Raw genomic sequence first — 24,515 nt, forward strand, 5'->3', positions numbered from 1 at the left:
AATATCTTCAAAAGCCTGACAATTAGTTAGGTTTTTTTGAGTTTTTTATCTATACTTATAGGTGAGGTGCTTTATGGAAATTAAACAAGCGGTTTTTATCAAATCAGCAGCAAAAAAAGAAGGGTGAATCAGCGACGATATTTCTGAAGTTTGTTTTGTTGGTCGTTCCAACGTGGGAAAGTCAAGTTTTATTAATGCTCTAACAAACAATAATAAATTAGCTAAAATATCATCAACTCCCGGTAAAACAAGATTACTAAATTTTTTTTCAATTAACAATGACCAGTTTCGTATTGTTGATGCTCCGGGATATGGATTTGCTAAAGTAAACATAAATTTAAAAATTCAATTTGCTGAAATGATGGAAGAATATTTAACTCAAAGAACTAATTTGAAATTCATTTGCCAACTTGTGGACTTGCGTCACAGCCCCAGTAAAGATGATATTGAAATGTATCAATTTTTTAAGCATTACAATATTAAAGTTTTTATGGTTGGAACTAAATTAGATAAACTTAAACGTAATGATATAGCTAAAAACGAAAAAATAATTAAAAGCGATTTACAATTTGATTCTGCCGATCATTTTGTTAAATTTTCGAATAAAGATCGAAAAAATATCCGCGAAATTACAAATATCATGGCAGAACTTTTAGGTTTAGAAGATATTCAAAAATAAGATATTTAAAGTAATTATTTATTTTAAAATAATAAACTGTGTTATAATTCAATAAAAGTAGGTATTTGATGAAAGAAATTTGTACAAAAACAAAGAAAGAATTAGCAAAATCCTTTGAAACCGATTTGGAATCAGGTTTAACCCAAGAAGAAGCCCAAATTAGATTAGAAAAAAATGGTCGCAATGAGCTACCGAAGGGAAAAGTTACCCATTGAGTTGTTATTTTTTTAAAAACTCTTCTAGAACCTTTACAACTAATTTTACTAGCGGCGGCGATAATTTCAGTTGTTACCTCGCTTGTTGCAAGCAATTGAGAGGTATCAGGAGAAACCTTTGTTGATTTTATTGTGATTATTTGCATCGTAATAATAGATGGGGTTTTAGAAACCGTTCAAGAGGTTAAGGCACGAAAGTCAATGGACTCGTTAAAGTCATTCACAAAACCTCATGCAATTGTTATTCGTTCAGGATTGCAACAAGATATTGATGCTAGCGAACTTGTTATTGGTGATTTAGTAGTTTTAGAAGCTGGAAAATATGTTCCAGCGGATTTAATAATTATTGAGGCAAGTGACCTAATGGTTGATGAGTCTATTTTAAGTGGTGAATCTGTACCATCATTAAAAACTAGTCACCATTTAGCTAAAGAAACTGCAATTTTAGCCGATATGAAAAATGCTGCTTTCATGTCAACTTTCACAACTGCTGGAAGAGCAATTGGAATGGTCGTTAAGACCGGAATTCAAACAGAGATTGGAAAAATTGCTGAATCAATTAATGAAAATGATGAAGCTAAAACACCACTTGAAAAAAAATTAATAAAATTTAGTTATTGAATAGCCTTGGCTGCCTTAGTAATTGGGGTTTTAATTTTCTTGACCATGTTTTTGAAAGGAAATAGCAAATTTTGACCTAGTTATTTGATGGTTGCTATTACTTTGGCTATTGGGGTTATCCCTGAATGTTTGGCAGCCGTTGTATCAATTTCGCTTTCATTCTCAACCAAGAGAATGGCTCGCGAAAACGTAATTGTAAAAAAACTAGCCAGCGTTGAAACTTTAGGTAGTGTCAATGTAATTTGTACTGACAAAACTGGAACTTTAACAGTTAATAGAATGACAATTAAAAAAATTATGGAAAATAATGAAGTATTAGATTCCAATGCTTTTTTAAAAAAAACCAACTCAAGTCAAAGAGAATTATTTCTACAAAGTTTAGTACTACCAAATGATAGTGTTACCCAGGGAAAAGAACGAATTGGTGATCCAACCGAATTAGCGTTAGTTGACTTTGCAGAATTGGCAGGCTTAGACGAACAAATTGCTCGTGAGAAATGAACCCGAATTGATGAAATACCTTTTGATTCAGAACGTAAACTGATGACAACTGTTAATAATATCCAAGATAAACCAACAACGTTTACCAAAGGAGCCATTGATGAAATCTTAAAAGTTTGTGACTCAATTTTTATTAATAATAAAATAAGAAAAATTACTGAGGAAGATAAGAGAATTATTTTAAAACAAGCAGATGATTTAAGTCAAGAGGCATTAAGAATTTTAGCTTTTGCATACAACACAAATTATGATAAAACCAAAAATAAAGCCGCTCTTGAAAAAAACTTAATCTATCTTGGGTCGGTTGCAATGATAGATCCAGTTCGAGCTTCAGCAGTTGAAGCAGTTCGTGAAGCACATGAAGCTGGCATAAATGTTGTAATGATAACAGGTGACCACGCAACAACTGCTTTGGCAATTGCCAAAGATTTAAACTTAGCATTTTCAGAATATGAAGTGATTTCCTCAGATCGTTTGGAACAAATGAGCGATTTAGAATTATCAAGAATAATTACTCAAATTAAAGTTTTTGCTCGAGTAAACCCCGAACACAAAGTTAGAATTGTAAAAGCCCTTCAAGATCAGGGAAATATAGTTTCGATGACCGGAGATGGAGTTAATGATGCCCCAAGTTTAAGTAAAGCCGATATTGGAGTTGCTATGGGGATTACTGGAACTGATGTTGCCAAACAGGCAAGTGATGTTATTTTAACAGATGATAACTTTAAAACCATTATTAAGGGAGTAGGGGAAGGACGAAATGTTTATCAAAAGATTCGTCGAGCTATTACTTTTGTAATCAGTGTAAATTTAGCTAACGTTTTGGCAATTTTCATTCTTTCAATTATCAATGATGCCTCTCCTGTTGAAGCAACAAATATTTTATGAATTAACTTAATTGTTGAGTCAGTTTTAGCAATTACAATTGGGATGGGCCCAAATGATTACTCACTTATGAAAATAAAGCCCTTAACTGGGAAACATAGCTTATTTGAAGGACTATGGAAGCCTATGTTTAAAATTTGTTTATTCTCAACTGGGGCTGCTATCGCAGGATTTTATCTAGGAATGTCATTTACTCCAGCAGAATTTTATGAAGGTAAAGATACTTGATATTTATTTTTAAAAGATCAGTCTACTTCATTAAGTGAACGTGTTCGAGTTATGTCATTTGGAAGAACTGCCATGTTCATCGTTATGACTATTAGTCCTTGTTTTTATGTAAATTTAATAAAATTGAGTAACTGAAAAGCTAACCCAAAATTCCAATTCAATCCAAACGTGCCACTTGTTTTTGCAAGTATCTTTGCAGCATCACTAAATATTATTGTTTTATTTATTCCTGGATTGAATGATGTAGTTTTAATGTTAAATCCAATTGAATATTGAAATGCCCATAACTGATATATGATTATTGAAGCACTAGGAATTGCAATGATTCCTGGAGCCTTAATCTTATTAACTGACTCGTTAGTGTTTTTTACCTACCATCATTTACCAAAAAGTTGAGAAAGAAATCGCCGAATTGCTTTTGAAATGGTTCAAAATGATAATAAGAAAAAAGTCAAAAAAACAAATTCAGTAATTGAAAAAGATAAAAAAAATAATTAATTTAAAATTTTTAAGATAAAATAATATTATATTTGAGAAGAGTAGCTAAAAGATTTTTTCAGAGAATTAGCGGTTGGTGTGAGTTAATAAAATCTAGTAGTGAAGGTAGCTCAATTAAAAATTAAATCAAAATAATTAAGTGGACTTTTAGTCAATTAGGATGGTACCGCGGAGAAATTCGTTCCTTGTTAGGAAACGAATTTTTTATTTGTTTAAGGAGAAAAATGATGACTAAAAAATTATCAGAAAAATATTTTGCCAAGGAAGTTGAAGCAAATAAAAATGAATTTTGAATAGCTAATAAGTATTTTGAAGCAAATTTAGAATCAACAGCCCCAAGTTATTCAATTGTTATGCCCCCACCAAATGTAACTGGTAAATTACATTTAGGACACGCATGAGATGGTAGCATTCAAGATTTTTTGATTCGCTATAAAAAATTACATGGCTTTAATACGTTATGAATCCCAGGAATGGATCACGCAGGAATCGCCACACAAGCTAAAGTTGAAGCTCGGTTAAAAGAGCAAGGCTTAAATCGCTATAGTCTTGGGCGTGAAAAATTTATTAATCAAGTTTGGGAATGAAAAGAAGAATATGCAAGCATCATTCGTGAACAATGAGGCAAGTTGGGTTTGGGTTTAGCCTATAATAGTGAGAAATTTACTTATTCTCAAGATTTAAATAAATTGGTTAATTTGGCTTTTGTAAAAATGTATGAACAAGGTTTAATTTATCGTGGGAAACGAATTATTAATTGAGATCCGCAATTAAAAACGGCTTTGAGCAATATTGAAGTTATTTATAAAGAAGTTGCTGGTAAAATGTATTATTTTAAATATCAGATTTTTTCAAGTAATGAATATTTAGTAGTAGCCACAACAAGACCAGAGACAATGTTTGCAGATCAAGCAGTAATCGTTAACCCAAATGATAAACGATATCAAAAATTTATTAATAAGCAAGTAATTAATCCTGCAAATGGTGATCTAATTCCTGTAATTAGTGATAATTATGTTGAGGTTGATTTTGGAACCGGAGCAATGAAATGTACTCCAGCACATGACCCCAATGACTTTGAACTTGGACTGCGACATAATTTAAAAATGCCATTATGTATGAATACCGATGGAACTATAAACCAATTGGGTAATGAATTTAATGGCCTTGACCGTTTTGAAGCCAGAATTCAGTTGGTTGAAAAGATTAAATCAGCGGGAAATTTAGTAAAGATTGAAGAGATTACTCATCAAGTTGGCTTTTCAGAGCGCAGTGATGTGATTGTCGAACCATATTTATCAAATCAATGATTTGTAAAAATGAAGCCCCTTGCAGAATCGGTTTTAAAATTACAGAAAAGTGACAGTAGTATTTCGTTTTTTCCAAAGCGCTTTGATAAAACTCTGGAAAATTGAATGACCGATACTTTAGATTGAACAATCTCTCGTCAAATCTGATGAGGTCATCAAATTCCTGCTTGGTACCATAAAAAAACCAAAGAAACTTATGTTGGGTTAAATCCACCAGAAGATTTTGAAAATTGAATCCAAGACGAAGATGTTCTAGACACTTGATTCTCATCAGCTTTATGACCATTTGCGGCGATGGAATGAAATCCAAACAATGCCTCAGAATTATTTCAAAAGTTTTTTCCGGTTTCAACTTTAGTTACAGGCTATGATATAATTTTTTTCTGAGTCGCTAGAATGATTTTTCAAACAAACAATCTTTTGCAAAAAAAACCATTCGAAGACGTTTTGATCCATGGACTAATCAGGGATGAAAATGGTAAAAAAATGTCAAAATCATTGGGTAATGGAATCGATCCCATGGATGTGATTGATGAGTTTGGAGCTGATAGCTTGAGATTTTTCTTATTAACTAATTCATCTCCTGGTGCTGACTTGCGATTCTCAACAGAAAAAATTAGATCAAGTTGGAATTTTATTAACAAAATTTGAAATGCTAGTCGTTTTGTTTTGCTTAATGTTAATCTAGATAAAAATGATGATGAAATAATTAAAAAAGTTGATGAAAATTCTTTTTTTGAAAATAATTTAAACAAGTGAATTCTAAATGAACTATATGAAAACGAAAAAAAAGTTGATTTGCATATTCAAAATTATGACTTTAATTTAGCAGGAAAAGAAATTTATAACTTTGTTTGAAATACTTACTGTTCTTGATATATAGAATTGGCGAAAACAAATTTAACCTCAAAAGATTTGCAGATTTGTGAACTCACCCAAGCAACATTGATTTATGTTTTAAAAAAAATATTAATTATGTTACATCCCTTCATCCCTTTTGTAACAGAAGAAATTTATCAAACCTTAAACTATAAAAGATCAATTTTAGAAGAAAGTTGAAATCAAATTAAAGTTAATTATGAGAATAACTACCTAAATCAAGTTATTGAAATTATTGAAGTAATTAGAGATTTTAGAGCAAAAAATAATTTAAAAAAAACGCAACAAATTCAATTTAATATAAACAATTTTTCAAGTAAAAATTATGAAAAACTTTTTAAAGACAACCAAAATGATATTAATAAAATATTGTTAAAGAATGTTAACTCTGAAATAAGTTTCAGTAGTTCTAAAAATAAAAAAACGGTTTTAGCTTTAAATAATTTTTCAATTGAAGTTGATAATGATACATTTATAAATAGTGAAGTTGCTATTGAATTATTGACGATTCAACTAGAAGAAATAAATAAAGAAATTTTACGTAGTGTAAAAATTTTGAATAATGAAAACTTTTTAAATAAAGCTAGTAAAGAAAAAATTGATGAAGAAAAAAATAAATACGAAAACTATTTAAAAAAAATGCATACAATAAAAAAAGAAATTGATAATCACTAATTTGGTAATTATCATTTTTTTTTGCGATAAAATAGGGGAGGTAATAAATTTGAATAAAAAAACTTTTATTTCTTTTTTCGTTTTGATAAGTATCGCTGTAACCGGTGTTACTGTATATTTTTTGCAAAATCAAAGCAAAGAATCTTATCAAAGCAAAATAGTTGAGAATAATAAAACTATTTATCTAAATTTCAAAATGTTATTTAAGTATCCCTTATTAAGAGATTTTGAAGTTCCAAAAAGGATAATTGTTAAAAATAAAAATTTATCTATTTTGGAATTGTTAGAAAACAATAATGTACATTTGAAGGAATTTGAAAAAATTCCAACAAAAATATTAAAAAAAGATGTTTCTGAATCAATAACTATTGATCTAATACCAAAAGATTTAACTATTAAAAAAACGAGTCATCTAAAGTGTTCTTATGAGGAATTAGTAAATAATGATGTAACTTTTGAAAATGCTTTAAATACAATTAAAATTATGAAAAATAAAGAAATGAAATTTGAAAAAATATTAGAAAAATTAAAAAATATTTATCAAAAACCAGATGAAAAAAAATTTCTTGAAAAATATATTAAAAAAGTATTTTTTTAAAATTAATCTTTTATTCATTTTCTTTATTTTAATAATTTTAGTAATTTGATTTTTTTTCCAAAAAAATTTATTTTTTAAAATATTGGCTGTTGCATGCTTTATTTTTTACTCATTATATTTGATAAAAATCAATTTTAAATATTGCTTTTATATTATAGCGGCGGTTTTGTTAATAGGTACATCCATAATTAAAAATAACGACTTATCTATATCTAGGTTAGAAAACTCTTATGGTACAATTGCTGAAACTAGTAATAATTACTCAATCATCAATATTAATCATAAAAAATATTTATTAAAAGAATTTGAAAATGAAAAAATAATAGGTCAAGAAGTTTTGGTTTCTTGTGATGTTGAGTTAGTCAAAAATCATTCAAATATTTATCAATTTAACTTCCAAAAATTTTTACTTGGTAAAAATGTGAAACAAGCTTTGAAAAATTGTAGTAAAAACATAATTGTGAAAAATAATTTCCAAACAAATTTTATTAAGAAAAACTATTCGAATAATTTGTGATTACAGTCTGTTATTTTGCCAAAAAATTCAGATAACGAACTAACCTCAACTTATAAAAATTTAGGATTAAATTTTTTATTTAATGTTAATGGATATTTAATTTCCACTGCTTATTATTTAATAGATAAAATATTTTGAAAGTGAAAAAAATGAAATAAATTAAAATCAATATTGTTAATTCCTTTGATTGCAAACATAATAATTTTAAATTTTCCACTTGAAATATTTAGAGTTTTCTTGTCTTGTTGTTTTAATATATTTTCCAGCAATTATAAAATTAAAATAAATTTTTGAAATAAGAATGTTACTATTTGAATTTGTCTTTTATTTTTAAATCCGATGTGATTTTTAAGTACAGGTTTTCTATACAATTTTATAATAGCTTTGTTTGCAAATTTTTACTATAAAAATCGTAAAAATAAAACTTTTTTAAAAAATCTGTTCTTTTGATCATCATTAATTATTCCATTACAAGCATTTTTAAATTATGACATTAAGTTTTTATTGATTTTTTTTCAAATTTTAATTCAACCATTTTTGGCAATTTTACTTTTTATAACAGAAATGACTTTTTTAATTCCAAAGGTAGAAATAATTTATAATTTTTTCTACAATTTAAGTCTTAATGTTGCAAAACTTTTTAGCGCAATAAATCTCACTTGGAATATTGGTTTCATTGAAATTGGTTATTATTTTATTTACTATTGCTTGTTATACTTATTTTTAAAAATAGAATATCGTTTAATTTTAAAAACAAATTTATTTTTAATTCAATTAATTTTAGTTGCTAGCACTATAAATATAAATAAATTTAGAAACAATGAGAATTCTATCACAATGATAAACGTTGGTAACGGGAACAGTTTCTTTTTGCACGATAGTAGGGGGGTCAATATTTTTTTTGATATTGGTTCAGGAATAGGTAAGCCAGTAACCACAGACAAAGACTTTTTAAAATTTTATGGTTTTAACATCATTGATGCAATTTTTATTTCTCATACCGATCAAGACCATAATAACAATATTCAAAGTGTTATGAAAAATAACATTATTAAAGCTATTTATAAAAATGATTATTTTTTTAGAGAAATCAATATAAAACATATAAATATTAAAAATTTTGAATTTTATAATGAAAGAAATCCAAATGACAGTTCTCAAGTTTTATATGTAAATTGAAATAATTTGAAATTACTATTCACAGGCGATTTACCTAAAAGAATTGAACAACAATTAATTAAAGATCAAAATTTTGTAAAGCTTTTTGAATCAAGGGGGGTTGACTTTTTGCAAGTTCCTCATCATGGTAGCAAAACTTCCTCATCTAAGGATTTTATAAAACTAATAAATCCAAAATATTGCTTTATTTCAGGAGAACACAAAGGTCGATTACAATTTCCAAATCAACAAACTATTGAAACACTAAAACTAAATAACTGTCGGACCTATTCCACACTGGGACAAAATACTATTAAATTTCAACCAAATTCAAAAAACAAAATAAAGTTTTTGTAAAAAAGACTTTTAGATTATCTCGAAAATACCTTTTAAAATATTAAAAACCTGGTATAAACCAGGTTTTTAATATTTTATATATTGAGAACTAAGCGCTCATTAAGCGAGATTTCTCGCGAGCTGCCTTATTTGCCTTAAATATACCTTTTGATACACCTTTATCAACTAAACTTACCGCTTCGTTAATTAACTTAGTTTTATCAGAACTGTCAGTTTTTTTTGCAATAAGAGCTTTTTTGATAGCAGTTTTAACTGATGATTTAAAGCTTTTGTTTGCTAGACGAGATTTTTCATTAGTAAGAATACGTTTTTCTTGTGATTTAATATTTGCCATTTTTTCAACTCCTTTTAGATTTTACACACCTAAATTATTATACCAAAAAAGATTTTTTTTTTAATAAAAGTGGTGTTTTTTCTAAAAAATATGCTTTAATTGAGTTAAGAGGGTGAATAATGAATTTAATTATTGGAACTGATGCTTTTTTGGTAGAAAAAGAATTAGAAAAAACTACCAAGATTATTAATAAGAATAAAGATTTTGAAATAATTAGGTTTAATTTGATTGAAGAGGATTTTGAAAATATTGTCAATCAAGCAAATACCTTTAGTTTATTTTCTTCTCAAAAGCTAATTATTATAGAGGAATGCTGATTCCTTACCGAAAAAAAAGTCAATTTAAATAAAAGTTTTTCAGTGGAAAAATTTCAAACATTTATCGAAAACTTCCCCCCAGAAAACTCTTTAATTTTAACCTTAAACGAATCTAAAATTAGTAAAAAATTAAAAATTGGTAAGTTTGTTGAAAGCAAATTTAAGATAATTGAGATACCTGCCTTAAATATAAATACTGCTTATAATTTTATTGAAAAAAAACTAAATCATGAGGGGATTTTGTTTGATTCTAAGGCTATTTGGGAGTTTTTGAATATTGTTCCATTAGATGCTAGAGTTATCAGAAATGAGATTTCTAAACTTATAGGACTAGGTAAGCCAATTGATTTAAATAATGTTAATTCAGTTCTCAATGAGTATTATTTTTATGATATTTTTAAAATTGTAAATTCTTTCTTAAACGAAAAAATTGTAGATTTTATGTCAGACTATTACAAATATATTCAATTAAATAAAGATGTGCTTGGTTTTATCTATTTGATAATAAGCTCACTAATACAAGTTAGAAATATTATAATTTTAAAAAATAAATCATATAATTTTAACCATATCAGCGAGAGACTAGGGATTAATATGTTTAGAATAAATAAATTACTTGAAATAAAAGTTCAGAATTTAGACAAAATTAATGATAAAATTAAGGAAATGTATGTAATTATTTCAAACATTTTAAAAGGTAATTTTGATAGTAAAGTTATACCAGAATTATCTTTTATAAAATTAATGGTAGGGTAGGTGTAGGAAATGAATTTTTCTAAAAATTATGAGGAAATAAGTATTTTGCTAAATAATATTATTCTTGATGAAAAATTAAGAACTAATTTAACAGAAGACGAAAAATTTCAAAATTACTTTATTGATCAAGTAAATAATTTATTGTCAATGGAAATCGATTTTTCGATTGATTATCTTTCAAAAAAGTGAGCAGCAATTTTTGGAAAATCGCTTGTAAACATCACAAAGAAAAAGATTAAATTTACAAAAACAGAAAACAACACAGAAGATAATGTTTTTGCAGATTACTCAATTTTATTGAAATACTTAGAAAATAACTATCAGATAGAGAAAGACAAAATTATTTTATCTGAAAGTGAAATTAACGAGGAAACTATTGGATCATCGACAATAGTAACACCCGAAATGAAAGCTCAGTATTTAAAAATAGATGAAAAAATAAAAGTCGAACCTGAAATTGTTAATGATTCTACTGAAAAACCAAATATTAACGCAAACCAAGGATTCAAAGGAACAATGGGAAACAATGGTGGGGAAAAAAAGCTGCCAACTCATCCAACTCAAGATCCAAGATTCTACCCTTTTAAAACAAAGCCAAAGGGAATAGCAACAATGAAATTGGTAATGTCTAGTTTGTTGTTTTTATTTGCATTATTACTATTTGTTTTTTATATTATTGGTATTTCGAAGCCTTTTATTATTAATGATCAAAGCGAAGAAATCAAAAAATTATTTAATAATTTTAGTTACTATAATAACGAGGGTAATTGGGTAAAAATTGGCACTAATCTAAGTTTAACCAACTTGGCTAATGTAACTGTTAATCCATTTAACTCAGCTTGAATTCAACCCGGAATGCAATTTTGAATTTTAATTATATTTTGTGGATGAAGTGGTTCAATAATAAATCGTCAGCCAAAAAACCTAATTGAAAAATATAGCCTAAGTGGATGAAGTATTTTTTGAAGCTTAATTGCAATTTCTTTTTCATTATCATTATTTTCACCATTTATTTCAGAACCATCATTAAAAAACTTATATTTAACTCACTTTAGAGCAACATTTTCACCAGGTTCTGGAAACTATACTGACGAATTGTTTTTAAAGGATTTCAATTTATTTTGAGATATTTTTTACAAGGATTCATTATTAAACATTATGTCAATTTTCTCAATTATTTTATTGATTTTGGCAGTAGCAATTGTTATTTCTGCTCTATTTGTTTTAATTTTAAATCCAAGAAAAGATCACGAAAAAATTTACAATGCCGACCAAGAGTATCAAAAAGTTTTATTAGAAGCAATGCAAGGAAGAGAATATAAAATTAATCCTTCAATTTATGAAACAGAAGTTTTTATTCCAAAAACTAAAAAAACTATCAAAGACAAAAAAAATAAAAACGATGATAAAGAAGATAGTGATAAAAAAGAAAGCGAAAATCAATAGCTTATTAGAAATTAACGTTCTATTTGCTTTTAAAAAGAAAAATTACTATGAAAAATAATATTTATAATGAAAATATTAGTATTCCTCAGGTATTAGAACAAATTTACATCGCTCACAATTATTTAAATAAAATTCTTTTTGGTGGAGTTCTGAATAAAATTCAAATAACTATTGCTTCGTTTGGTAATAGAAATAAAAGAAAAAAAGTTACTTTAGGACATTTTGATTCAGTCAAGCACTGAGCGGACAATACAAATGAAATAGTTTTACACGGAATTGCTTTCAATGGTGACTGTAATCATATTTTGCAGATCCTAACACATGAAATGGTTCATCAATATTGCTTTGAAAATAATATTAAAGACACCGAAACTAATGGTCGTCATAATAAGAATTTTAAAAATGAAGCAATTAGGTTTGGAATGACAGTTGAAAAACCTATAAGTAAAAATAGCGGTTATACAACATCAATAAATTCCTATCTTGAAAAGGTATATCAAGAGCTGCCAATAGATCATAATATAATAACAAACTTTATAAATCAAAATAGTTTCAAAGCTATTAATACAATCAAAAAAGAAGGGCTAGTTAGAGGTTACAAGTACAATTGTAAGAAGTGTAGTCTTAATTTTAGATCAAAAAATGACATGAATTTAATATGTAAGGATTGCGGTAGTGATTTTTTAAAAAGTGTATATTAATATACACTTTTTAAAACTAAAAGCTTGGATGTTTAATTTTTACTGAAAAATGATAAAATAATTAAAGTAAACCTTATCCCCTATGTTGGTTTAATTTGTAATAGAAAAGGAATGTTTTTATGGCGCTACCTCAATATCCAAAATTTTGTAACATTCATCAAGTTATCCATATTTGCGAAAATATGGATCCAATGTTTCTTGTTAAAAAAGAAGAAGAAAAACTTGCCTCAAAAGTTAGAAGACTGCATGGTAAGCAAACCGAGGAGGAACTCGAAGTTGAGCGATTGAAAAATGCGAAAAATACCGTTAAAAAAGGCTCTCTTGCAGATATTTTAGCCAATGCAAAGAAAAATATAAGTATTGAAAAAAATAAACTCAAAGGAGGGGAAATAGGGCAAGATTCAAGTAGTGATGATGAAGGCAAAATTGATGAAACATCTTTATCGAATCGAATGCTAGCTCTAAGAGCAAAAACATTGGGTGAAAGCGAAGTAACTACAATAAAGCCTGTTTTGAAAAATAAAACCGAAGAATCCCCCACTAAAAATTCAACTAAAGTCCCCTTTTCAAAATTAAATAATTCTAATGAGAATAATCAAATTAATCAATCAAGCAATTCTTCTAGTGGCGGCGATTATCTCACTGAGGTCAAAGAACGCCATCAGAGTATGTATTCAGCTGTAAGAATGAGCGAATTACGTCAGCAACGTCCAAAAGCAGCAATTCATTTGCCAAAGAAACGTTCTTCAGCAAAACCAAAAATTGTTGGAGAAACTAAGGTCGAAACCAATAGTAAGAATATTACTGTAAAAAAAACCGCAAAGATAACAACTCCATCAAAAACTAATTCAACAATAGCCACAAAAAATAAAACCAGTTCTGTAATTAAGCAAGATAAGTCATTGGTTCAAAAGGCTACCAATTCAAGCAAAATTACCAAAAAAGATGACTCTTTAAAAATATCTAAAGAAAAATTAGACAAACCGGTTTTTACTAAGGCTGAAACTAAAAAATTAATTGAAGAAGCTGTAAAAATTGCACTTAAAAAAGTTGGAAAAATTGAATAAAAAAATGCAAACTATTAAAAAGTTTGCATTTTCTTTGAGTAAATATTTTCAATAACTTTATCAAGCTTTCTAAATAGCTCTTCTTTATTAGAGCTATTGTCTATAATATAATCTATGTTGCTTTCTTTGTGCATTGTTTCTTGAATTTTTAATATCTTACGAATTTCTTTATTATCTCTTTGATCTCTTTCATCAATTCGATTTATGTGACTGCCATAATTTTTATTTATTAAATAAATATACTTGTCTATCGGCAATTTCAATAGCGGTAACAGGGCGGCCTCGACTGCAATTTTATCTTTATTGCAAGTTAAAATGTCATCTCGGATTAATCTACTTATATGTGGTCACATAATTTTTCCAAGAGCTAAGTTTAACGACTTTTTGGTAAATATTATACTTCTTAATTTTGATCGATCAACGATATTATTTTCAAAATCAAAAGACTCAGGAATTTTATTTTTAATAAACTCTCTTACTTCTTCATATCCTAGAACAATTTTACTTTTTTTATCAGCATCAATAATATAAAAATTGTGATTTGTTTTTAAATAATCTAAAGCCGTGCTTTTTCCAGTTCCAATGTAGCCAAAAACCCCTAAAACCAACTTTATCACCCCTTCTAATTAATATTAATTATAGTTCCTCAATAAATTTAGTAATTTTATTTTTAATTGGTGACATTTTAATAATTGCATCTTCACAAATTAATTTGTAGCTATCATATTTTTTATTGTCTCTTGCAAAGTCCATTTTTGTAATAATTTGATATTCTTTTTCAATCGAATCAAAGTTATTTACTAATCGGTGTTTAATACAGAAACCAACCTTTGGAATCAAATTTGAAAAATTAAGAGCCATTGCGAATATTTGTTCGATTGCTACTTCGGCTTCGAATAAATCTCAATGTTTAATTCCTGAACGGTATTTACTTATAAGAGTTTTAAAAATGTCTTTATAATCATTTAAAATTCCTGAATCTGCGTTAATTAGATCTTCAATTTTATTTACAAATTTAACATCAGCTTCATTGGTAAAGTCAATATAATCAGAAATACTGGCTTTGACTTCCCCTAGTTTGTAATCAAGAGAATTATCAATTAATGCACTGTAAGTAATTTTAAATTTTTTATACATGTCATTATTTACATTTTTCCCCTTTTCATAAATTTTTATAACCATTTGAAGAAATTTTTCACATTTCTTTTTTAATTCAATATCAAAGTCTTCTAAATCCGAAATTTCCTTGGTTAGATTAATGTTTATTCCATCAACTTTGGTCAATTCATCTCAGTGATTTTTTTCTGCAGCCATTCTTTCGTTGAAATTTTTAAAATCACTGATTGGGCCAATATCCTTTAACTGATCTTTATCATTTGAGTTTTGGTTTCTTGAAACTTTTTTAGCTTTAGATGATTTAGCCTTTAATTCTTCGGTTGTCATCAATTTTTTTGTTGGTAAAATATAATCTGATTTGAAAATACTTACTGGATCTTTTGCAACAAAATTAACTAATATAACAGTCTTAACAAATAAAGTTATCGAAATTATAAAGACTGGTGTTAGCAATAGATATGAAACTACTAATTTAATCATATTATTTATGTCAACTTCTTGTAATAAAGCTGGAATTCATGCAAATTTGAAAATTTCTGAATAATAAGCTATTTGTTGATTCCAATTAATAACTTGAAAAATTGAAATCAAACTTAATAATGCAATTACTATTAGTATCGATGAAGTAAAGGTTATATTTTTAGCTAATTTACTCTCTAAATCATGATCCATATCTTCTCTTGACTTGTCTTTTTGATTTATTTTATATAATAATCCTATAAAAACAAAGAGAGCTGCAGCAATTATCAAAGGCGCTAAAAGTAGGTCAAAAATTAATTTAAAAATCTCATAGTTCATTTCATTTATTTTGATGAAATTAATTAAGTCAAAAGAAAAAAAGAATAAACTAGCTAAAATAGATAAAAATATTCCCTGAACAAGAGCTAAAATAAAAATACTCTTTGCATTTTTATTTTCAAATGCTCAAATATATTTTTTTTGCATTGAAAAACCGCCTCTCTTTTTATAATTATAAACTATTTTTTATTGGTTTGTCTCGTTAAATCGCCAATTGCAATTTTGATACCTTTAATATTTATCGCAAAATTAATTAGTTGAATCTGTTCTTTCCTTAACAACAACGGCTTAAATATAAAACGATTATTTTCATTACTATCTTCCTCGCTCAAAATTACTCGATGATTTGGATGTAAGATACTTGGAATTTTGTCTGTGTTGATTCTATTATTTTGAATATAATCAAATAAGGGTCTAAATTCGCCCTTTCCAGGACCCAAGTTAATAAATCCAATAGCTAAACTTGGATCAACAACCATCAAAGATAATAAAGAAATTTTTGACTTGTCATCAACAAAGTTTCCTGTCATTTGATTATTCAATAAAAAGCTTTCTTCTTCAAAATCAGAAATTTTAAATATTTTCATAAAATTATTATTTACTAACTGGTGAAAGTATAATTCAATGTATCCAAATTCTTGGTTTTCAAAATCTTCTTCCGAAATTAAGATAATTTTTTCATCACCCAAATTAGAATTTTCCTCATACCGATCGATAAATTTTGATAAATCAGCAAAAAGTTGACTTGTAAATAATGAATCATATAATTCAAAAAGTACGTAATTAAGGATTTGAAGTAAGTTATGTTTGAGGTCAAAGTTTAGTTCGTTTTCCAAAATATCTAAAACACAAAAAACTTCTTTAACTTGTTTAACTTTAAAGCGGTAATCACCATTTAGAACAGATATTAAAAAGAAAAAATATCTTAAAAAAAGCAAATCAGAGCCGCTGAGTTCTGGTTGTTTCTTATTAATTATTTTTTCATCAATTATAAATCTTGCTTCTTGAGAAATTTTGTAAAATTGATGTTTAACCTCGTCACCATCAAAACTATCATCCTCTTCAAAAAGTAATTCTACCAAAGGTTTGTTCTCTAAATCGATTCTATATTTTTTATTAGTCTTAAAATTTACATAAGTATATCCGTCTTCATTAAGTCACTTTTTAATAAATTCTTCTGAAAAAATTAGTCCAGATTTTATAAATTTAATTTTTTTATCCATTAAAGATTCCTCCTAATGATTTAATTCTAAATATCTTTATCAATTACTTCAAGTTGTCGGCTAACAGACATTTTAGTAACTGTTACTACTAAATTATTCAATTTATTTACAACAAAAAATAACTCAGATTTAGCAACTTTAATATAAATGTGTCGACTAGTTTCAAATTGATACAAAGAGTTATCAATTAATTTCATACAATGTTCTTTAACCGAAAAAAAATCCATATCTTTAAGGCGAAGACGTTCGCTTGCTCTTTGTAATCCATGATCGGAAAAACTATAATTATGCTTAAAATAGTAACTCATAAAACACCTAATATTATTATATCATAAAATAAGTAATTATTTTGCTCCTTGAAAACACAAGTGATTTTATATGATTAGTACTTTTTCAAAATTATTATACAATTTACTTTTTTCTCCGTATTGATTTTTATAACTATTTAACTGTTTCTCATTATCAAAAAGAAAAGTTTCAATAATTTCATTATTTGTAAAATCATACAAAGCCATTACAATAGTTGAACTAGCGGTTGGAATAATTTTAAATTCAGAATCTTCTGTTTTATTGAAAGCATCTGCATAAAGATAAATTTCTAAAGGAATTTGTTGATAAATTATTTCAATATTATTTAAATCTAATTTTTTACATTCCTCTAACATTTTTTTAATGTTTTCATCTGATTCTCTTGGATGTGGCTTAAATCAAATTGTAAACTGATTTTCACCATGATTGTCTTTGATGTATTCACTAATTGTCTGTATTGCAATTGCGCTATTTTTAATTGAAGAATTTTCTCCCATTTTTCCTCCGCTATAAACAAAGTTTAATCCCGGATTTGCTTTTGGCATTTTAGAATCATCTAATATAAAAACCTTTTTAAATGTTTCCATTGCTCTTAAATTATCTCAACTTTTGACCGCTTGACCAATTCCGGCCCCAACTGAAGAAAAAGTATTTCTTTGTTGTCAAAAATTATGAGAATCATAAAAGTGAACATCACTTATGGATCACGAATTTATATATCTAACATTATAAGAGTTTTTAGCTGTCATTAACGGGAAAAATTTATTAATAAACTTTTGATTTTTTGATTTTGGATCATATTCTCCTTGAAACATTTTTAGAATTTCTTCATCGATTTCAGCTTTTTTTTCATTTGATAAATAAATCAAATCATTGAAGATTGATTCTGAAATAGTATTATGATAGGTTCCATCAGTCATTAAAGTCATAATTTCAACGTTTTCTAATGATTCACTCAAATTAGTAAAATTACTTCCTCTAACGTTTCCGCACATGGCATAATCATCTGTAAATAAATTAAGCTTTGTAATATTAGAATCCTTAGTCTTCATTGTATTCAAAGCCTCTTGAATTATTCATGACTCCATTTTTTCGGTTGAATTTTCTAAATACTCAATGTGAATATTGCTGTATTCATTTTTCAATTCTTCAATATCTAATTGATTTCTTCCTAAAGTATTATTGTCATCAATTTGATCACTTATGTATATAACAATTTGGCGGTCTTTGAATTTTTCAGCTTCAGTTATAGCGCTTGTAAAGGCTTGAACACCTAAAGCAGCTCCAGCTCTTGAAATATAATAAAAGGTTCCGGTATTAATCTGAGCCTCTTCTTGCAATTTTATAGTTTTTAAATAATTATTGATTCCATCATGATCATCTAGCATAACTTTCTCAGCTTCAAATTTATAACGGTCATTTTCATTAATTATTTTGAACCGATCTTGACAGGCAACAACCGACAAGGTTGAACTAGTACTTAGACTAAATGCTGCTAGCATTATTAATAATTTTTTCATATCTAATCTCTCTATTCTTTTCATTCTTTTTTAACATTGGTATTTGATAAATGAACTGAATCATCTTTTATAAATTTTGACTGGGAAATATTTTTTTGTTGTTTTTTAGCCAGTTTACTTCCGGTTATTATTATTTCAGAATTAAGTGAAAAGTTTATATCAGAAATTAATTGTTCAACTTTGCTAGTTTTTTTATTATTTAAAACATCTTCAAAACTAATTTGTTTATGACCTTTTACCTGTGAAATAAAATTCGAAACTCTTACACCAATTAAAACAACTGGCTGGCCCTGTCAAAGATAATCAAAACAACTTCTTGCTGTTGCTAAAATATCTTCTAAATTATTACTACTTACACTCAATGTTTCTTGTCTGGTAACGGTTTTTTTGTGCAACCTTTTATCAAACTTTTCTTGATTTTCTCTTTCAAAGCGTAAAACAACAGCAACAGTTCGAGCCTCTAAAAATCTTTTTTTCATTCTTTCGCTTATGTGTTGACTAATTGAGTAAATGATTTCTTGCAACTCAAATTCATCAGAACTTTTAAATTCTAAAGTCATCTCATTACCAATACTTTTATAATCGTTTGAGCTGACAACAATGTCGTCATCCCCAATTCCTAGTGCTCTTAGTTTAAGATTATAACCATTTTTACCCAAAAGCTTCTCTAAAAATTCTACTTCAGTATTTGCCAATTCACCTATCGTTAAAATATTATTACTCTTTAAAAGTTCTGCTGTTGCAATTCCAACACCATACATTTTTTCAATCTTCATCGGTCATAAAATTGAAGGAACATTTTCTCGAAGCAAAACCATTGTACCATATGGTTTTTTAAAATCAACCGCCGTTTTTGCTAAAAATTTATTACTACTGATTCCAATTGAGCAACTAACATTTAAATCCTTTAATATTTTTGCTTTTATTGCCTCTGCCATTTTAGTTGCAGTTTGAAATTTTTTGTATTCGTTTGTGACATCTATATAACATTCATCGATTGAGGCAATTTCCATTTTTTTTGAAAAATTATTATATATTATGTCAAAAACCTTAGTTGAAAAATCTATATAAGTTTTAAAATCACTTGGTAAAATAATTAAATCTTTTGAAATTTTTTTGGCCTGAAATACAGGCATTCCTGCTTTTATTCCTAATTCCCTTGCTTTATAACTGGATGATGTAATAATTGCTCTGGTGTTTGGAGAAGCAACCCCAACAATCGAATCCATTGGCAAATTATTTTTTGCAATAGAACAAGAAGCAAAGAATGCGTCCATATCTAATAAAAAGATTACTTTTTTATTAGACATTGACATCATCTTTCTTTTTTAATAAAAGTTCATGAGCATTTTTAACAACATTGAAAATTTGATTCTCTGTAATCTTTATTTCCGGGCTTAAAGAAAATTCCAATTTTGTTATATATTCAATGTTACTTTTTTTATTTCCTAAAATGGGTGAAAAATCAATTTCTAAAATTGAAAAGCTATTTTCTAAAGCTGAGGAGAAGACTTTTTTGATGGAATTAATATGATTTTCAACTCCAACTACCCTTCCGTTATTCACAACCCCCCTATCGGATTCAAATTGCGGCTTTATCAATATTACTCCGATAGCTTGTTTTTTTAAAATTGTTTTTAATGCTGGTAGAATTTTGCTAACGGAAATGAAACTGACATCGCAACAAAAAAAATCTATTTCCCCTTTATCAAAAATATCAATAGTAACATTTCTAAAGTTCGTTTTTTCCAATACAATAACTCTAGGATCTTGTCTTAATTTTCAGTCTAACTGATTAGTGCCAACATCAACAGCATAAACTAAGCTAGCTTTATTTTGCAAGCAGCAGTCAGTAAAACCACCAGTTGAAGATCCAATATCCAAACAAATTTTATTATCTAAATTTATATTTCAAATTTTAACTGCTTTATCTAATTTTTTGCCAGCTCTAGAAACAAATTCATTATCAACGCCAATAATATTAATAATTATTTTTTCTGAATCAAATAGTGTTCCTGGTTTGGTTTCTTTATCATTATTTACAATAACTCTTCCATCAATTATTAAGCTGCGAGCCTTACTTCTATTTTCAACTAGTGATTCGTCTAAAAGAATTTGATCTAAGCGTTTCTTCATAATAACCTCTTAACTATTTTCGTAAAGTTTTTCTTCTTCATCAATTCATTCTGCAACTCGTTTCAAAAACTGAGCTCCATAATTATTTTCAAACTCTTGAGTAAAATCTTCTATTTTTTTGATTATATTTCTTGTTTTGCCTGCTAATTTTCTATTTAATTTTAATCGAATAATTCCTAATTCTTGAAACTCATATTCTTCTTGTTCTTCTTTGGAACTAAATTCTAATTCTTTTTTCTCAGATTGCCAATTTTCGACCCCTTTTGGGTTTTTATATTTGTTACCGTATTTATTTAAATTAAAGTTCTCTAATTCTGAAACCAAATCATTTTCACTATTTGAAATGGGAATGCTTTTTTTATTTCGGGTTTTATTTTTGATATGTAGTAATCTTTTTAACTCGTTGACATCATTTACAATATTTTCTATTAGAAAATTTTTACTATCTAGTAAAGGATCTTTCAATATTTTATTTTTAAAAAAATCTTTTTCGTTCACAGTTAGTTACCTCGCTATTTTTTATTTAAAATCTTCTTAACAACTGAGTCGTAGTCTAATTTCAAATCCTTTAGTCAGCTAGTTTCATCTCCGCTTCCAACATTATGGGTTTCCACTGAATAACTAACGATTTCTATTTGTTTTTCTCTAAATAAAGTTGCTAAATTACTTTTAGAAATAACGTGTTCGTAAACAAAGATTTCGGTTTTCATAACTTTTGCTAAAACTTTCTCATCTAATTTATTTAAGAATCTTGCATTAACTAAATTAATTGGTAATTTTTGAGAAAATATTTTTTCTTCAAAAATATTTAAATTTTCTCCGTAAGTAAACAAAGTGGCTTTGTTTTTTTCATTAAAATTAATTAATTCATATTCATTGATTTCAAATTTTTTTTGAAAATTTTTATTTTCTCTCACATTATTTTCTAATCTAATAAAAAAGGGAGCTTTCAAATTATTAAAACTTTGTTCTAACATAATGTTTAATTCAAATTCGCTTCTTGGATGTCCTATAATTGCATTATTAAAAGTTTGACAAATTGCTAAATCATAAATTCCGTGGTGAGAAATTCCATTGTTCCAGCTAAATCCAACTTTTTCAATTAAAAATGTTATGGGTAAATTATTTCTAAATACATCATGAACTAATTGGTCATAAGCTCTTTGAAGAAAGGTTGAATAAATTGAAATAATTACTCGCTGATTATTTAATGCTAAACCCACTCCCAATAGCAAAGCATGTTCTTCGTTTATCCCTACGTCAAAAACATTTTTTGGATACATTTTTTTTAATTCTAAAAGCTTATTTGAAATCAACATACCCGGAGAAATTATACTCAAGGATTTTCCATTTTGCAATTTTTTTAGATAAAAATTTTTAACGACTTGATCTAAATTAGTTACATTCAAATTAGGCTTTTTGTTAATACTGTGATTTAAAGATTCCCTATCACTTCCAAGAAATCCATTACTTTTTAAAGTTTTAAGATGCAAAACCGTACTCTTCAAACTACTCTTAGCAATTTTTAAGTTATCAATAACTTTTTCGATATCATTTCCGCTTTTTTCAAAATGATATTCGAAACCCAAACTTTCAAAAAATTTTTTTGGATTATTTATTTTTAAAAAATTTTCACCAATTCCATGGTCATTATCATTGTAAACTATTATTATTTTTTTATCTTGGTTTGCAATTGCCACTAGCCCTTCCAAAGCTACTCCATTTAATAAAGCTGCATCACCAATAATAACGATGATTTCATCTTCTGGATTGGAAATTTTATGACCAAGTGCAATTGATAGTGCAGTTGAAGAATGACCATTTGAAATGTGATCAAATTCACTTTCAAGATGCTCTTGAAAATTACTTACTTTATTGTTTGATTTTATTTTTTCAAAAGCAAACTTTCTATTGGTCAAAATTTTGTAAAAGTGTGACTGATGTCCTGTATCAAATAGTATTTTTGAATTTTTTAGACCAAAAACATTTATAATTCCAACTGTAATCTCAAGCACTCCTAAATTACTTCCTAAATGGCCGCCATTTTCTTGAACATAATCAATTAAAAAAAATCTTAAATCAGTAATCAAATCATTAAGACATTCTATATTTACATCAAAAATATCATTTCAATCTTTATAGTCAACCAATTTCAAGATATAGAATCCTCTCTTTTAATTTTCAAAATCAATAATTTTGTTATCAGCAATTACTTTTTTAACTTCACCTTTAATTACATCAAGTTTACTTTTTGCTGCAGTAATTGACTCTAAACTTTTTTTAAAAATTTCAACAGCTTCATCCATAGCGATTTGGGGAGAATCTAGTTTATCAATATTTTCTTTTATTTCTTTTAAAAGTTCGTCAAAATTTTTGTCATTACTTGCCATTTAAATTCTCCTCTATATTATTTTTAGTTTTGATAGTAACTCGACCATCAATCATTTCTACATTTATTTTTTCTTGATTTTTCATATTTTTAATATTTTTAATAATCTTGTTATCTTGATCCCTAATTAATGCAAAGCCATTTTCTAGCGGTTTTAGAGGACTTAACAAATTTATTTTTTCTGAAAAATGTTTTAAATTAAAATTTCTCATTTCAACTATACTATTTATTTTTTGAATTTGTTTTTCTTCAACATTTTCTAAATAGTTTTGAATTCCAAAAATTTTTGCATTTATAATTTGTCTTAAATTATTAACCAAATTTTGATAATCACTTTCAGATTTTTGCACTAATTTTTTTGAATTTTTAAAAAAGAATAAATATAAATCTCTTAGTTCTTTTTTGAAGTCATTATGAACTTTAATAACACTTTTTGTTAAATCATTTTTTAGCATTTCAAGATGTCTTCTTAATTCTTCAATGCTCGGGGTTGCAATTTCTCCAGCAGCTGTTGGTGTTGCCGCTCTTAAATCTGATACGTAGTCAGCTAATGTGATATCTGGTTCATGTCCAATTGCAGAAATTATTGGGATATCAGACTTTCTTATTGCTTCCAAAACCACCATTTCATTAAAAGATCACAAATCCTCATAACTACCTCCACCTCTACCAACAATTAGAGTATCAATGGGAGTTTTAAAGTTATTTGCCTGATTAATTTTATCTGCGATATCAAATTGAGCTTGCTCGCCTTGAACTAGGGTCGGAAATATAAAAATATTGACTTGCGGAAAGCGGCGCGTGATTGTCTTAATCAAATCTTGAACGGCCGCTCCAGTACTAGCTGTTACAATCCCAATATTTTTTGGAAATCTTGGGATTGTTTTTTTGATTGATTCATCAAATCAACCACTCTTTTCTAATTCATTTTTTCTTTCATTATATAAAATGTGTAAGTAACCTAGGCCATCAAGTTTAACATCAACAACTTCAAAATTTGTTTTTCCAGAAGGAACATAGTATGTCAGCCTACCTGAAACCGTTAGTTTCATCCCTTCTTTGGGATTAACTGCTTTTAGAATATGGGCCTTATCTTTTCAAATCATACACGAAATTGAAGCACCCTGATCTTTTATTGAAAAATAAATATGACCTGTTTTATTAAAAGTTAGATTACTTAATTCTCCCGTTACATTAATGCTTTTAAAATAATCAATTGATTCTAAATTTTTTTTGATTAAGTTATTAAATTCACTTACCGTTAAAACTTTTGAATCCATAA

The 24,515-nt window shown here is 27.2% G+C and carries 21 protein-coding genes; 9 read left to right on the top strand and 12 right to left on the bottom strand.

Annotated elements, in window-relative coordinates:
- Positions 1 to 73: 73 nt before the first annotated feature.
- The 5 genes from yihA to SSABA_RS02475 all read left to right on the top strand — a co-directional run bounded on the left by yihA (position 74) and on the right by SSABA_RS02475 (position 9,121).
- Positions 74 to 679: a ribosome biogenesis GTP-binding protein YihA/YsxC gene (gene yihA / locus SSABA_RS02455; protein WP_025251019.1), complete on the top strand. Its 606-nt coding sequence runs from the start codon at positions 74 to 76 to the stop codon at positions 677 to 679.
- 68 nt (positions 680 to 747) lie between these two features.
- Positions 748 to 3,627: a cation-translocating P-type ATPase gene (locus SSABA_RS02460; RefSeq protein WP_025251020.1), complete on the top strand. Its 2,880-nt coding sequence runs from the start codon at positions 748 to 750 to the stop codon at positions 3,625 to 3,627.
- A 227-nt stretch (positions 3,628 to 3,854) separates the two neighbouring features.
- The gene (locus SSABA_RS02465) at positions 3,855 to 6,491 is read left to right on the top strand and encodes a valine--tRNA ligase (protein ID WP_025251021.1); all 2,637 of its coding nucleotides are present in this window, start codon (positions 3,855 to 3,857) and stop codon (positions 6,489 to 6,491) included.
- 49 nt (positions 6,492 to 6,540) lie between these two features.
- Positions 6,541 to 7,089: a hypothetical protein gene (locus tag SSABA_RS02470; RefSeq protein ID WP_025251022.1), complete on the top strand. Its 549-nt coding sequence runs from the start codon at positions 6,541 to 6,543 to the stop codon at positions 7,087 to 7,089.
- A gap of 166 nt (positions 7,090 to 7,255) precedes the next feature.
- The gene (locus SSABA_RS02475) at positions 7,256 to 9,121 is read left to right on the top strand and encodes a ComEC/Rec2 family competence protein (protein WP_148293479.1); all 1,866 of its coding nucleotides are present in this window, start codon (positions 7,256 to 7,258) and stop codon (positions 9,119 to 9,121) included.
- A gap of 88 nt (positions 9,122 to 9,209) precedes the next feature.
- Here the strand turns inward: SSABA_RS02475 and rpsT are convergent, their stop codons facing one another.
- Entirely contained in the window at positions 9,210 to 9,455 is a 246-nt protein-coding gene (gene rpsT, locus SSABA_RS02480) for a 30S ribosomal protein S20 (protein ID WP_025251024.1), read from the bottom strand.
- Positions 9,456 to 9,574: 119 nt separating this feature from the next.
- Here rpsT and holA point away from each other — a divergent pair, with 119 nt between their 5' ends.
- From holA to SSABA_RS02500, 4 genes are all read left to right on the top strand, one after another.
- A complete protein-coding gene (holA, locus tag SSABA_RS02485; RefSeq protein ID WP_025251025.1) occupies positions 9,575 to 10,528 on the top strand; it encodes a DNA polymerase III subunit delta in 954 nt (317 codons plus the stop codon).
- Positions 10,529 to 10,537: 9 nt separating this feature from the next.
- Entirely contained in the window at positions 10,538 to 11,974 is a 1,437-nt protein-coding gene (locus SSABA_RS02490) for a hypothetical protein (protein ID WP_025251026.1), read from the top strand.
- A 47-nt stretch (positions 11,975 to 12,021) separates the two neighbouring features.
- Positions 12,022 to 12,675 (top strand): hypothetical protein, encoded by a 654-nt coding sequence (locus SSABA_RS02495; RefSeq protein WP_025251027.1) that lies wholly within the window; start codon positions 12,022 to 12,024, stop codon positions 12,673 to 12,675.
- Positions 12,676 to 12,794: 119 nt separating this feature from the next.
- Entirely contained in the window at positions 12,795 to 13,742 is a 948-nt protein-coding gene (locus tag SSABA_RS02500; protein ID WP_025251028.1) for a hypothetical protein, read from the top strand.
- Between the two features lie 14 nt (positions 13,743 to 13,756).
- Here the strand turns inward: SSABA_RS02500 and coaE are convergent, their stop codons facing one another.
- The 11 genes from coaE to xseA form a co-directional block, all read right to left on the bottom strand.
- The gene (gene coaE / locus SSABA_RS02505) at positions 13,757 to 14,350 is read right to left on the bottom strand and encodes a dephospho-CoA kinase (RefSeq protein ID WP_025251029.1); all 594 of its coding nucleotides are present in this window, start codon (positions 14,348 to 14,350) and stop codon (positions 13,757 to 13,759) included.
- Positions 14,351 to 14,378: 28 nt separating this feature from the next.
- Positions 14,379 to 15,803, bottom strand: coding sequence for a hypothetical protein (locus SSABA_RS02510; RefSeq protein WP_025251030.1), 1,425 nt, complete (start codon positions 15,801 to 15,803; stop codon positions 14,379 to 14,381).
- A 32-nt stretch (positions 15,804 to 15,835) separates the two neighbouring features.
- On the bottom strand, positions 15,836 to 16,879 hold the full coding sequence (locus SSABA_RS02515; protein ID WP_025251031.1) for a hypothetical protein: 1,044 nt from the start codon (positions 16,877 to 16,879) through the stop codon (positions 15,836 to 15,838).
- Between the two features lie 26 nt (positions 16,880 to 16,905).
- The gene (locus tag SSABA_RS02520; protein ID WP_025251032.1) at positions 16,906 to 17,187 is read right to left on the bottom strand and encodes a hypothetical protein; all 282 of its coding nucleotides are present in this window, start codon (positions 17,185 to 17,187) and stop codon (positions 16,906 to 16,908) included.
- Between the two features lie 66 nt (positions 17,188 to 17,253).
- Entirely contained in the window at positions 17,254 to 18,708 is a 1,455-nt protein-coding gene (locus SSABA_RS02525) for a polysialyltransferase family glycosyltransferase (protein WP_025251033.1), read from the bottom strand.
- Between the two features lie 11 nt (positions 18,709 to 18,719).
- Positions 18,720 to 20,018 carry a Y-family DNA polymerase gene (locus SSABA_RS02530; protein WP_038673638.1) on the bottom strand — a complete coding sequence of 433 codons (1,299 nt, stop codon included), beginning with the start codon at positions 20,016 to 20,018 and terminating at the stop codon, positions 18,720 to 18,722.
- Positions 20,011 to 20,844 (bottom strand): TlyA family RNA methyltransferase, encoded by an 834-nt coding sequence (locus SSABA_RS02535; RefSeq protein ID WP_025251035.1) that lies wholly within the window; start codon positions 20,842 to 20,844, stop codon positions 20,011 to 20,013. The genes SSABA_RS02530 and SSABA_RS02535 overlap by 8 nt, the downstream gene beginning before the upstream one ends.
- Positions 20,845 to 20,853: 9 nt before the next feature.
- Complete coding sequence (locus SSABA_RS02540) at positions 20,854 to 21,342, bottom strand: hypothetical protein (protein ID WP_025251036.1); 489 nt, start codon at positions 21,340 to 21,342, stop codon at positions 20,854 to 20,856.
- A gap of 14 nt (positions 21,343 to 21,356) precedes the next feature.
- Complete coding sequence (locus SSABA_RS02545; RefSeq protein ID WP_025251037.1) at positions 21,357 to 23,000, bottom strand: 1-deoxy-D-xylulose-5-phosphate synthase N-terminal domain-containing protein; 1,644 nt, start codon at positions 22,998 to 23,000, stop codon at positions 21,357 to 21,359.
- Between the two features lie 18 nt (positions 23,001 to 23,018).
- Positions 23,019 to 23,234, bottom strand: coding sequence for an exodeoxyribonuclease VII small subunit (locus tag SSABA_RS02550; protein WP_025251038.1), 216 nt, complete (start codon positions 23,232 to 23,234; stop codon positions 23,019 to 23,021).
- Positions 23,224 to 24,513, bottom strand: a complete 1,290-nt coding sequence (xseA, locus tag SSABA_RS02555) for an exodeoxyribonuclease VII large subunit (RefSeq protein ID WP_025251039.1) — start codon at positions 24,511 to 24,513, stop codon at positions 23,224 to 23,226. The genes SSABA_RS02550 and xseA overlap by 11 nt, the downstream gene beginning before the upstream one ends.
- Positions 24,514 to 24,515: the final 2 nt, after the last annotated feature.

This window comes from Spiroplasma sabaudiense Ar-1343, from assembly GCF_000565215.1.
Taxonomy (GTDB): domain Bacteria; phylum Bacillota_I; class Bacilli_A; order Mycoplasmatales; family Mycoplasmataceae; genus Spiroplasma_B; species Spiroplasma_B sabaudiense.